This is a genomic window from Nakamurella sp., from assembly GCF_044224575.1.
Lineage (GTDB): Bacteria > Actinomycetota > Actinomycetes > Mycobacteriales > Nakamurellaceae > Nakamurella.
Genome location: NZ_JBGAKE010000021.1, coordinates 87,422 through 97,792, shown reverse-complemented (window position 1 = coordinate 97,792; position 10,371 = coordinate 87,422). Strand labels below are relative to the sequence as shown.

15 protein-coding genes and 1 pseudogene are annotated in these 10,371 nt (G+C 70.4%); 6 read left to right on the top strand and 10 right to left on the bottom strand.

Features of this window, described 5'->3' with window-relative positions:
- From ACILSK_RS20075 to ACILSK_RS20050, 6 genes are all read right to left on the bottom strand, one after another.
- Positions 1-669 (bottom strand): hypothetical protein (locus ACILSK_RS20075; protein WP_395728951.1); only part of this gene is annotated, 669 nt, incomplete at its 3' end.
- 120 nt (positions 670-789) lie between these two features.
- Positions 790-1,080 (bottom strand): hypothetical protein, encoded by a 291-nt coding sequence (locus ACILSK_RS20070; RefSeq protein WP_395728950.1) that lies wholly within the window; start codon positions 1,078-1,080, stop codon positions 790-792.
- 320 nt (positions 1,081-1,400) lie between these two features.
- A complete protein-coding gene (locus ACILSK_RS20065) occupies positions 1,401-2,654 on the bottom strand; it encodes a tyrosine-type recombinase/integrase (RefSeq protein ID WP_395728949.1) in 1,254 nt (417 codons plus the stop codon).
- Between the two features lie 103 nt (positions 2,655-2,757).
- On the bottom strand, positions 2,758-3,156 hold the full coding sequence (locus ACILSK_RS20060) for an SRPBCC domain-containing protein (protein ID WP_395728948.1): 399 nt from the start codon (positions 3,154-3,156) through the stop codon (positions 2,758-2,760).
- A gap of 11 nt (positions 3,157-3,167) precedes the next feature.
- Positions 3,168-3,524: an ArsR/SmtB family transcription factor gene (locus tag ACILSK_RS20055; RefSeq protein ID WP_395728947.1), complete on the bottom strand. Its 357-nt coding sequence runs from the start codon at positions 3,522-3,524 to the stop codon at positions 3,168-3,170.
- Positions 3,521-3,979 (bottom strand): SRPBCC family protein, encoded by a 459-nt coding sequence (locus ACILSK_RS20050; protein WP_395728946.1) that lies wholly within the window; start codon positions 3,977-3,979, stop codon positions 3,521-3,523. The genes ACILSK_RS20055 and ACILSK_RS20050 overlap by 4 nt, the downstream gene beginning before the upstream one ends.
- A gap of 100 nt (positions 3,980-4,079) precedes the next feature.
- On the opposite strand from ACILSK_RS20050, the gene ACILSK_RS20045 reads away from it, so the two are divergent.
- The gene (locus tag ACILSK_RS20045) at positions 4,080-4,907 is read left to right on the top strand and encodes a MerR family transcriptional regulator (RefSeq protein ID WP_395728945.1); all 828 of its coding nucleotides are present in this window, start codon (positions 4,080-4,082) and stop codon (positions 4,905-4,907) included.
- Here the strand turns inward: ACILSK_RS20045 and ACILSK_RS20040 are convergent.
- A complete protein-coding gene (locus ACILSK_RS20040) occupies positions 4,894-5,253 on the bottom strand; it encodes a nuclear transport factor 2 family protein (protein WP_395728944.1) in 360 nt (119 codons plus the stop codon). The genes ACILSK_RS20045 and ACILSK_RS20040 overlap by 14 nt on opposite strands.
- 97 nt (positions 5,254-5,350) lie before the next feature.
- Here ACILSK_RS20040 and ACILSK_RS20035 point away from each other — a divergent pair, with 97 nt between their 5' ends.
- Together ACILSK_RS20035 and ACILSK_RS20030 are read left to right on the top strand one after the other, a co-directional pair.
- Positions 5,351-6,226 (top strand): HAD hydrolase family protein, encoded by an 876-nt coding sequence (locus ACILSK_RS20035; RefSeq protein ID WP_395728943.1) that lies wholly within the window; start codon positions 5,351-5,353, stop codon positions 6,224-6,226.
- Complete coding sequence (locus tag ACILSK_RS20030; protein WP_395728942.1) at positions 6,223-7,179, top strand: squalene cyclase; 957 nt, start codon at positions 6,223-6,225, stop codon at positions 7,177-7,179. The genes ACILSK_RS20035 and ACILSK_RS20030 overlap by 4 nt, the downstream gene beginning before the upstream one ends.
- Before the next feature lie 17 nt (positions 7,180-7,196).
- Here the strand turns inward: ACILSK_RS20030 and ACILSK_RS20025 are convergent, their stop codons facing one another.
- Positions 7,197-8,063 carry an alpha/beta fold hydrolase gene (locus ACILSK_RS20025; RefSeq protein WP_395728959.1) on the bottom strand — a complete coding sequence of 289 codons (867 nt, stop codon included), beginning with the start codon at positions 8,061-8,063 and terminating at the stop codon, positions 7,197-7,199.
- A gap of 184 nt (positions 8,064-8,247) precedes the next feature.
- Positions 8,248-8,739, bottom strand: coding sequence for a pyridoxamine 5'-phosphate oxidase family protein (locus ACILSK_RS20020; protein WP_395728941.1), 492 nt, complete (start codon positions 8,737-8,739; stop codon positions 8,248-8,250).
- Between the two features lie 95 nt (positions 8,740-8,834).
- Here ACILSK_RS20020 and ACILSK_RS20015 point away from each other — a divergent pair, with 95 nt between their 5' ends.
- Positions 8,835-9,050, top strand: coding sequence for a hypothetical protein (locus ACILSK_RS20015; protein ID WP_395728940.1), 216 nt, complete (start codon positions 8,835-8,837; stop codon positions 9,048-9,050).
- Between the two features lie 8 nt (positions 9,051-9,058).
- Here ACILSK_RS20015 and ACILSK_RS20010 read toward each other — a convergent pair whose 3' ends face one another.
- On the bottom strand, positions 9,059-9,418 hold the full coding sequence (locus ACILSK_RS20010) for a VOC family protein (protein WP_395728939.1): 360 nt from the start codon (positions 9,416-9,418) through the stop codon (positions 9,059-9,061).
- A 158-nt stretch (positions 9,419-9,576) separates the two neighbouring features.
- Here ACILSK_RS20010 and ACILSK_RS20005 point away from each other — a divergent pair, with 158 nt between their 5' ends.
- Both ACILSK_RS20005 and ACILSK_RS20000 read left to right on the top strand, forming a co-directional pair.
- Positions 9,577-10,008: a GNAT family acetyltransferase gene (locus tag ACILSK_RS20005; protein ID WP_395728938.1), complete on the top strand. Its 432-nt coding sequence runs from the start codon at positions 9,577-9,579 to the stop codon at positions 10,006-10,008.
- A gap of 120 nt (positions 10,009-10,128) precedes the next feature.
- Positions 10,129-10,290, top strand: a pseudogene (locus ACILSK_RS20000) (zinc-binding dehydrogenase); the annotation flags it as partial.
- Between the last annotated feature and the right edge of the window lie 81 nt (positions 10,291-10,371).

Here is a 10,371-nt window from a genome sequence, read left to right as displayed (position 1 = left end):
TCGCCCTTCGGTCACTGCGGGGTCCGCGCTCTGAAGATCAACCTCAGCTTCCCGGGCCGGCGTGACGTCCCGACCGACCACCGGGAGGGAGGGCGTCTCGCAGGACGCCCCCTCTACTTCGTAGAGTAGGGCTCCGTTTTCGCAGGTCAGCCCGGTTGGTGCACTATCATTTGGCTCGCCGCGCACGCCCTGACCTGCAACAATGCCGGTACCAGTGACTATCCGCCCAGGTGAGGGGGCTCGTTGCACTATCACCAAGGTCGGGCAGTTTGCTTGGTCGGCCAAGCTGTCGGTCCTCCGACACAGGGCCGGGATCCGATAGCACACGACGTTGGCCGGCGCCCCGACTGGCGGGCTGGTCGGCACCAGGAGGCCGACTCGGGCGAGTGCGTGGTCGGCCCGCTGCACGTCGACGTAGGCAATGCCGAGCAACTGCGCGACCTTCCTCTTGCCCATGAACGTCACGCCGTCGTTGTTGGCGCTCTGCGCCCGGAATGCGAGTACCTGGCGGACCATGTTCGCCGACACGCGTCCACCGTCCAATTCCTTCGTGGCGCGCGGGACCACTTGGTTGGAGACCATCCGCTGAATCTGAATCGCTCGGCCTTGGCGGGATTGGCGCTGCCGCCCGCTCGACCATGGCTTACGCCGTTTGACGACTTCCGTCATTCTCGTGTATCCTGAATCTATTCGGATGCTAGTGGCTGATTCCCCAAGTGGGGAGTGGGACAGCCGCAGAGAAGTCCCCGGTCATGGTGGCCCCGGGGACTTTCTCATTTCTGGACCCGTTCACGCAGCCGCCGCCTCGGCGTCGAGTTGGTCGGCCTCGGCTCGAAGTCGCCTGGCCCTGGCGGACTTCAGGGCGAGCTTCGCGTAGAACGCCTTGCGGGCGTGGAGTGCCCGGCGTTCTCGTTCCGCCTTCGGGAGCACGCGGTTGGGATCGACCTGATCCAGAAACCTCCGATCCGCCGCTTCTCGGCCGGCAGCGGTCCGCGCGGTGCGATCGTTGGTGTTCGCCCACGAGTCGTGAGCGGCTGCGCGAGCGCGGAGAGTGCGCTCCTCGGGGGTCAAAGACAGCATGAGGTGACCTCCTGGCGGGGGTCGGGGCGCGTTCGACGTCGCGCTCATAGGCATCAACTCGGTGATGTCGATTTGATGCACTGGCCGGCCAACGGGCCGGGCTCGACGTTGGGCTACGGTCCGGTTGCGGACCTCATGCCGTACTTGCCGGCGAGATGATCGTCGAGCCGATCAGCCCACCGAGGAGTGGATTTTCGCCGCAGACCTCCGTCATGCGGGTACGACTCATCCCCTGTCGTTCACAATATACGCGACGCCATGCTAGCCGGTCAAGTACAGGTGTTCGACACGCCGACCGACACGCCGACCCGGTCGAGTGATCAGGTGCCGTATGTCCCGCCGAGCGATAGCCGCGCCGCAACCTCGCCGAGCGCGGCCGCCGTCGCGTCGAGGCGCACGGTCTTGTAGACGGCCTGCGTGGCGACTGTCGAGTGCCCGAGGATCGCCATGATCACCGAGGGGTCGACGCCTGCCTCGGCGAGCAGTGTGGCCGTCGTGTGCCGCATCTCGTGCACGGCGTACGGCCGGCCAGGACCAGTGACGTTCGCCCTGGCCTGCAGATCCACCCACGCCGCGCGGTCCGATTCAGCCAGGCATGGCCGCCCGTCCGCTGCGGGCCACACGAGGCCGTGGGCCGACTTCGGCGCCTTCAGGCGCCAGGCGTCGAGGGAGTCGCGCATCCAGGGCACCAATGGGATGATGCGTTGCCCCGCTGCGGTCTTCGGGCGCGTCAGCGCCAGCCAGCCGTCAAGTTCTCGCATCTCGAAGCCGGCGGGGATCCGGCGTCGCCGCTTCGGGCAGAATCCGCCCCGCTTGTGCCCGCATGTCGGCGGATCGCCGCACCCATGAACGGACGGAACGCCCTGAAGCTGCCAGGAAACGTCCACCCATCCCGCCGACGTGTCGACGAGATCCCACGTCAGACCCAGACACTCGCCCTGGCGCATCCCCTGCAGGAGGCCAGCCACCCATCGCGAGCCGTCGTCATCACCTGCCGCAACCTTCAGGACCGCGAGAGCGTCCGCGAGTTCAAGTGCCTGCCTGTCCCCCTTGCCGCGTGATGGTGGCCGAGCGAGGGTCGCAGCGCGCGGCACCGTGTGCCCTTCCCGCTCGGCGTCCACCAGGAGGCCGTGCAGCACCACATGGACTCGGTGGGCAGTGGCGGCCGAGTGGCCGGCTGCTGTCACTGCGGCGGAAACCGCGCGAATGTCCTGGGCGCCGATCTGATCGAGGCGTCGGTGCCCGATGGTCGGCACGATGTGGAGCCTGACGGCCGCCCTGTCGGCCGTGAATGTCTTCGGTCGGACGCGGTCGACCTTGGCCGCCAACCATTGATCAGCCCAGGCCTTCACCGTGAGTCGGCTCGCCGTAGTGACGCCGCGGTCGAGGTCCCGCATTCTGTCGCGTAGTCGACGCTTCGCCTCGGCCTCGGTGGATGCGACGACGGACACCCGCCGCCGACTGCCGGTGGGGGTCCATCCGGCTTCGGCTCGGCCGACCCAACGCCCATCGGCCCGCTGGAAGATCGATCCCGACCCGTACGTGCGTCGCCGATCCTTTGTGATCTCGCTCACATCCCCCGATGTTGGTCGCCCCGTCGAGCATCCATCTAGACACCCAATCACAGGGTACGGCATCCGTCGATATCAACGACTGTATGCCGTCTGAACTGCGCATTTACGAAGACGCCGCAGACTTCAGGCTCATCAGGAACGAGCCCCACTTGGTGCTGCAATGGTGCATGAACTCGCCCGGCTCCTTCCAGTCGCGGTGCGTGAACAGCACGATCGTGTAGTCGCCGTCCTGCCGCAGCTCCCAGTCGACGGTGGTGTCGAGCCACTCCGGCGGGCCGTCGACCACCCGCCAGGTCACCCGCCGGGCGGGCTCCGCCTCGAGCACTTCCATGTCGAAGCCGCCGATCGGCGGAAACCGGAACGCCAGCACCCCGCCGACGGCGCCGCGGCCGCTGGCGTCGTCGGTCCACCAGCCGGCGAGGCCGGGCACCGTGGTCAACGCCTCGTACACCTTCTCCGGAGTCGCGTCCTTGACGCCGATGCGGTGCCGGATGTCCACCATGCCGATTCCCTTCAGTCCGTTTGGTTCTGTTGGCGGTGGATCGTCTCGGCGATCCGCTTGATCCGTTGCAGCCGGGCATCCCAGGCCGACCCGACCGACGCGAGCTGGGCGACCGCGCGTCCGAGCCGTTCCTCGTCCACCCGGTACTTCTTCTCCCGGCCGGCCGGGGTGGCCCGCACCAGACCGACCCGGTCGAGCACCGCGAGATGCTTGGCCACCGCCTGCCGGCTCACCGGCAGTTGCTGACCCAGGCTGGTCGCGGTGCCGACTCCGTCGAGCAGGAGTAGGTCGAGCATCCGCCGGCGGGTCGGGTCGCCGATCGCCGACCAGAGATCGTCGTCGACCCGCTCGACGATCGGTGCGGTCATGGCTGCGTCACCAGCGTGGCGACGTACGGAGCCAGCCGGGGCAGGAAGTAGTCCCAACCATGCTGGTGCTCCGCGTACTGCGTCTCCAGAGTCGCTGCGTCCCAACTCATGTCGCGGAAGCCGGTCTCGGTCATCCGGAGCCTGGTGCCGCCGGCCGTCGGGGTCAGTTCGAAGGTGACCAGCAGAGAGTTGCCGACCTCGGCAGCGGTGCCGACGGGCTGTGTCCAGCGGAACGAGAACAGCCGGGGCGGCTGGGCGTCCATGACGGCGAACCCGGTCGCGCCGCCGGTGTCGGCGTCACCGAACACGATCCGGCCGTTGGATCCGGGCGTGGGCTCGTACACGGCGTCGTCGGGCCACCACTGCCGCAGGTGCTCCGGGCTGCTGACCACGTCGAAGACGATCTCCGGCGATGCCTCGATGAAGATCTCTCGCTCGATGCTCTCGTGCTCCATGACTGCCTCCTGCAACTAGTGGTTGCACATGAGGGTAGCGGCACGGCCGTCGACGCGCAACAATTGGTTGCGTATCGGGCCGGCGAGGCAGACTGCACCCATGTCCCCCGGCTTGACGATCGGCGAGTTCGCCGCGCTGACCCAGCTCAGCATTCGCTCGCTGCGCCGCTACCACGACGCCGGGCTGCTCGAACCGGCCAGGGTCGACGCCCACACCGGCTACCGGTACTACGACCAGGAGCAGATCGGGCCGGCCCAGATGATCCATCGCCTGCGCGAACTGGATGTACCGCTGGCCGAGATCGGTCGGCTCCTGCAAACCACGGACCCCGGCGAGCGGGGCGAGCTCCTCGCGCGTCACCTGGCCCGCACCGAGGCGGAGCTCGCTCGTCTGGGTTCCGCCGTCGCCTCGCTGCGTCAGTTGCTGCGGCCGGATCCGCCCGCGGTGGACGTCGAGATCCGGTCCCTGCCCGCCCGCTCGGTGGCCGCCGTGCGGGCCGAGGTCGCCCGGGACGACGTGCTGACCTGGTACGGCCGCGCCGTCGCCGAGTTGGACCAGCACGTCGGGCCGGCGGCTCGGCGGGGTCCGCTCGGCGGGCGCTACGACAACGAGCTGTTCACCCACGGTCGCGGCCGGGCCATGGTGTTCCGCCCGGCGCGCGGGGTCAGTCCCCGGGGGCGGGTGGACGCCGTCACCTTGGAGCCGGTGGACCTGGCGACGACGGTGCACACCGGGCCACATGACGATATCGAGGTCACCTACGGACGCCTGGGCTCGTGGGTCGTGCGCAACGCACTCACCCTGGCCGGCCCGGTCGAGGAGTCGTACCTGATCGGGCCGGCCGACAATCCCGATCCGGCTTCCTGGCGCACCGCGATCGGCTGGCCCGTGCTCGGCGTGACCGGCGGGTCGGTCATGGCGCGATGACCAAGCGGTCGATCCGGCCGCTCGCCAGGGTGAAGGTGAACCGCAGATCGACCGTCCCGCCGGGGAAGTCGCCGATCAAGCGCTGCACGACGGTGATCTCGTCCCCCGTTCGCCAGGCTGTCATCGGCTCGATCGTGTAGGAGTACTCGCTGGCCTCCGACCCGAGCCAGGCCCGGACCGCTTCCTGACCGGAATGGGTGCGGCCGTCGTCGACGATCGTGGCGTCCGGCGTCAGCACGGCCAGCGTCGCATCGGCATCGCGGTCGCGATGCGCGGTGAGGTAGCGGCCGACCGGGACGGGCAGATCGGCCAGGGACAGGGCATCAGGGGCGGGAGGCGTGGTCATTCGCTCACGGTGGACCCTCCCCCGGGGAGAGGGTCAAGCGCGGGCTCGACGGACGGCGCCGGCGGGCCGGCCGGAACCGCCGGGGTAGGTTCGCGGGGTGGGAGCCGGGTCATCGACAACGCGCCGAGCGGTCTTTCTGGACTTCGACGGCACCTACGCCGACCACGGAGTGGTCCCGGACGGGCACGTCATCGCGGTCCGGGCCGCCCGCGCTGCGGGGCACCTGGTGTTCCTGTGCACCGGCCGGCCCCGGTCGATGGTGGCGGCCGCGGTGCTGGGCGAATTCGACGGCCTCGTCGCTGCGGCCGGCGGGTACGTCGAGATCGATGGGGCGGTGCTGACCGATCACCGGTTCCCGCGTGAACTCGGAACCCGCTTGGTGCGCCTGCTCGACGAGCACGACGTCGCCTACCTGCTCGAGACTCCCGAGGCCGTGTACGGGCCGCCGGGCGTCGATCGCCGGCTGGCCGACCTGCTGCGCCGGCACCTGCGGGCCTCCGGGCACGAAGGCCCGCGCGACATCCTCGACGCCCTGCGGATGGCGCCCGACCTGGCCGGCGTCCGGTTCGGCAAGGTCACCTGCTTCGACTCGCCGGAGCCGGTCGCCTCACTGGCCGCGCAGGCCGGCCCCGAGATCGGTGCGCTGCCCAGTTCGATCCCGGACATGGGCGATTCGGCCGGCGAGCTGTACCTGACCTGGGTGCACAAAGCGGTCGGCATCCAGGTCGTCGTCGAGCATCTCGGGCTGGCCCGGGAGCACGTCATCGCGGTGGGCGACGGTCTCAACGACCTGGAGATGCTCGAGTACGCAGGGCTCGGCGTGGCGATCGAGGGCAGTGACCCCCGGGTGCTGGCTGCCGCCGCGCACGTCGCCGCAGGACCACAGCAGGCCGGCCTGGCCACCGCGTTCGCCGAACTCGGGCTGACCGGGTCGAACCCCTCGCCGGCCGACCGGTCCACCCCTGGGTCATGACGGATCCCACCGACCGGGTCATCGAGTGGTTGGTCGCCGCCGACCCGGCAATCCGCTGGCAGGTGCTCCGCGATCTGCTCGACGCGCCCGCCGACGACTGGAGGGCCGAACGAGCCAGCGTCGAGACGCAGGGCTGGGGTGCTCGCCTGCTGGCCCACCAGGACCCGGACGGCCAGTGGGCCGGCGGCTCGTTCATGCCTGCCGACTTCACCCGGCAGCTCTGGGACCAGGAGGGCCAACCCTGGACGGCGACGGCCTACGCACTGACCCAGCTCCGTGAGTTCGGCCTCGATCCGCACAGCGATCGGGCCCGGCGCACCGTCGAACTGGTCGGCCGGCACTGCCGGTGGGACCACGATGGGCAGCCGTTCTGGACCGGTGAGGTCGAGGAGTGCATCAACGGCCGGACCGTTGCCGACGGCGCCTACTTCGGGGTCGACGTCTCCCCCATCGTGACGCGGCTGGTCGGAGAACAGCAGCCCGACGGCGGCTGGAACTGCGAACGGGCCACCGGGTCGGTGAGGTCGTCGTTTGACACCACGATCAATGTGCTCGAGGGCCTGCTGCAGGACGAGAACGCCACCGGTGGCAGCCCCGAATCCCGCGCCGCCCGGGCCGCCGGCGAGGAATACCTCTTGCAGCGCGGCCTGTTCCGGCGATTGAGCACCGGTGAACCGGCCGACCCGGCCATGCTCGACCTGGTGTATCCGCCTCGCTGGCACTACACCGTGCTGCGGGCCCTGGACTACTTCCGGGCCACCGGCGCGCCGCCCGACCCGCGGCTGGCCGAGGCGGTCGAGCAGGTGCGATCCCGCCGCCGGCCGGACCGGCGGTGGGCGGCCGACCGTCGACTGCGCGGCCGGGTCTGGTTCGACCTGGATGACGGACCCGGCGAGCCGTCCCCGTGGATCACCCTGTTCGCGCTCCGGGTGCTGCGCTGGTTGGCACCCTGAACCCGCTGGAGGCCTGGTCAACCCGCGTCGAGAACCTCGCGCAGCCGGCCCGCAAACGCTTCCGGCTGACCGGCATAGCCCCCGCCCTCGCCGAGGAAGCCACCGTGGTGGCTCGGGAAGACGGTCAGGTCGACGCCCAGCAGGTCGGCCAGCGCCCGGCTCGCCCGCCAGGTCACCAGGTCGCGGGACTCGATGCCCGCGGCGATCACCACCCGGGTCGGGGCGGCGGTCAGGGCGTCGACGTCGGGCCGGTAGGACGTGATCGCCGCGGCGATGCCGGACAGCAGCGGATCCGTGCGCGTGCCGTCGTCCCCGGTGGGCAGGCCGAACTGGCCCGGGTCCGGGGCCGGTCGGGCCAAGAACTCGTCCGTGAACTCCCCCGGCCAGGAGGTGTACGCGATGAAGGCAGCCATGCCGGCGCCCCAGCCCTTGTCCTGGTAGGCCTGCTCGTAGGCCCGCTGTCCGGCGAACGCCGCTGGGGCATCTGGCAGGACTGCGAGCAATGGCGGCTCGTGCGCGACCAGCACCCGCACATCGTCGGGGTAAACCGCCACCATCGCGAGGGCGGTGACCGCTCCCCCGCTGCTCGCGAACAGGTCGACGGGGCCGCCGATCTCGCCGACCAGCGCGTGCAGGTCGGCGGCCTGGTCCTGCGGCGTGACGTCGGTCCGGCCGTCCTTGCGAGTGGTCCGACCCTCCCCGCCGCGCGGGTCGTAGGTGACGACGGTGCGGTCGCCGAAGTGGCCGGCCAAGTCGACGAAGCCGCCGGCGTCCATCGGCTGGCCGACCATCAGCAGCGGGGGCCGGCCGTCGGCGGCCGGCAACGGGCCGCGTACGTCGTACACCACGTCGGCGTGCGGGGTGATCAGCGTGTGGGTCGTCAGGGTGGTCGTGCTGCTCGTCATCTGCGGCCTCCGGGTGCATCGGGAACGTCCACGGTGACTGACCGGCGGGCGCGCCCCGACTCATCGGTCGCTCGCGTGAAGCCGTCGCCAGCCGTGCCGGCGTCACCGGCCGGGGGCGCGGACCCGGGCCGGCCGGTTCGAACCGAGCGGCGGCGCGGGCGGGTCAGGACTTGCGGACCGTGCGTTCGCCCGCCCCGGGCCGCCAGATCGTGATGAACAGCTGCCCATCCCGCATCTCGATCGACGAACCGCCGGTCAGGTCGGCGACGAAGAACGGGTCGAAGACCTGTCCGCGCAGATCCAGTCCGATCTCGGCATACAGATCGGCGGCGAACCGTTCGTGCAATGCCGGGTCCGGCAGGTGACGGGCCAGGCCCCACAGCTTCGCGTCCCCGTCGCCGAGCTGCGAGTCGACCGTCGCCGTGTGCAGGTTGAACCGCGGGTCCCGTTGCAGGTCGGCGAACTTGGTGGTGCCGGGCATGCCGACCAGGGTCAGCTGATCCTCGAAGACGCGCGGCTCGATCGGGCTGATCCGGGGGAATCCGTCCGCGCGCAACGTAGCCAGCAGACACAGCTTTCCGGTGGCGGCATGCCGCCTGCGGAACACCCCGGAGACCGTCGGTGCCTCGTCCACGAACTCCCGCCAGGTCACCACGCCCGACACGGTACCCGTCGGGCCGGGTTTGGCACCTCGCATTCCGGGGTACTCCTGGCCGGAATCGGCGCCGACGGGAAAGGGAACGCGGGTAGATGGACGGGAAGACCTGGCAGGTCTGGTTGCCGGTCGGCTTGGGCGTGGTCCTCGCCGGGTTGGTGGCCGCGCTTGCGCTCGGGGTGCTCACGGAGGCCCTGATCCTGCTGGCGACGGTGGGCGCCTGCGGCCTGTCTCTGATCCCGCTGCTGGTGGACCGCCGGATCAGGCGGTCCCCGGGCAGCGGGCCGGCGATCATCCCGGACGGTTGGTGAGGTCGACGTCAGGGAGCGTGAGACGGCTCCGCGACCACGCCGCCGACGCCGATCTCGTTGCCGTCGGGATCGATGAAAGTGACCTTGCGGACGGCGTTGTCGAAGGTCTCTGTCCGGTCCGGGTGGACACCCCGCGAGGCGGCCGCCGTCACGAACCGGTCGAGGTCATCGGGGAAGAAGGTGACCTGCGAGTGACCCGCGCGCGCCGGATCGAGCACGACGTAGATCGACCGGTGCTCGGCCAGCGTCCAGACGCATTCCGTCTCGTGGGCGTGGAAGGTCGGCGACGTGCCCAACAACCGCTCGTACCAGCCGACGGCACGCGGATAGTCGCCGACCGGCAGGCCCGCGAACAGCTCCCACTCCATGCGAATAACCTCCTCCGGCCGGGTAGACCCGATCGGGACGGCAAACTCATCGCGTCCGGCCTGCGTTCCTGGACGCGGACGGGGCGACGGTGCCGACGACGCCCGGGCGAATGGGCGATGGGCCACCCGGGTCGATTCGCCGGGCGTACCGTCGATCGATGCTGATCCGGCCGTTCGTGCCCGCCGACACCGAGCCGGTCGTCGCGCTGTGGGAGCGGTGCGGGCTGACCCGCCCCTGGAACGACCCGCGCAAGGACATCGAGCGAAAGCTCTCCGTCCAGCCTGACCTGTTCCTGGTCGGGGTGCTCGACGCGGCCGTCGTCGCCAGCGTGATGGCCGGCTACGACGGTCACCGCGGGTCGATCAACTACCTGGCCGTCGACCCGGCCCACCGGCGCGACGGGCTCGCTGGTCGGATGCTGGGCGTGGTCGAGCGGGAACTGGAAACCCTTGGCTGTCCGAAGGTGTCGTTGCAGATCCGGGCCGGCAACGACACCGCGCTCGAGTTCTACGTCGCGCACGGTTATACGCCCGACCACACCGTGGTGTTGGGCAAGCGGCTGATCAGCGACGGGCCGGCGGCCGGCTGACCGTTCGGCGCAGCGCGGCAGCGAGCTGTTGCTGTTCGGCCCTGGACAGGTCGCGGCGACCCGGGCACCGCCGCGGTCCGAGCTCCCGCCCGGCCGGTGAGCTGAACGTCGACGGCTCGCCCCGGTATGTCCGTGCTGGTGCTCGGCGCGACCGGCAACGCCGGCCGGATGGCGGTCCAGGTCGCCCGGCATCTTGGCGCCGGCCGGGTCGTCGTCGCCGGTCGCGATCCGGACCGGCTGGCCGCGCTGGCCGAACTAGGAGCGGATGCGTTCGCGCCGTTGGGGTCCGCGGAATTCGGTGGGTCGGCCGGACCCACTCGACGGATCGTGCTGGTTCCGTGAGGTCGCGCGCGGGCCGGGCTC

Coding starts and splice junctions, on each gene's coding strand:
- ACILSK_RS20050 (WP_395728946.1), bottom strand. CDS start 3,979: ATGGAGCACGAGAGCATCGAGCGAGAGATCTTCATCGAGGCATCGCCG.
- ACILSK_RS20015 (WP_395728940.1), top strand. CDS start 8,835: ATGGACGGGAAGACCTGGCAGGTCTGGTTGCCGGTCGGCTTGGGCGTG.
- ACILSK_RS20040 (WP_395728944.1), bottom strand. CDS start 5,253: ATGACCACGCCTCCCGCCCCTGATGCCCTGTCCCTGGCCGATCTGCCC.
- ACILSK_RS20010 (WP_395728939.1), bottom strand. CDS start 9,418: ATGGAGTGGGAGCTGTTCGCGGGCCTGCCGGTCGGCGACTATCCGCGT.
- ACILSK_RS20005 (WP_395728938.1), top strand. CDS start 9,577: ATGCTGATCCGGCCGTTCGTGCCCGCCGACACCGAGCCGGTCGTCGCG.
- ACILSK_RS20055 (WP_395728947.1), bottom strand. CDS start 3,524: ATGACCGCACCGATCGTCGAGCGGGTCGACGACGATCTCTGGTCGGCG.
- ACILSK_RS20060 (WP_395728948.1), bottom strand. CDS start 3,156: ATGGTGGACATCCGGCACCGCATCGGCGTCAAGGACGCGACTCCGGAG.
- ACILSK_RS20045 (WP_395728945.1), top strand. CDS start 4,080: ATGTCCCCCGGCTTGACGATCGGCGAGTTCGCCGCGCTGACCCAGCTC.
- ACILSK_RS20070 (WP_395728950.1), bottom strand. CDS start 1,080: ATGCTGTCTTTGACCCCCGAGGAGCGCACTCTCCGCGCTCGCGCAGCC.
- ACILSK_RS20030 (WP_395728942.1), top strand. CDS start 6,223: ATGACGGATCCCACCGACCGGGTCATCGAGTGGTTGGTCGCCGCCGAC.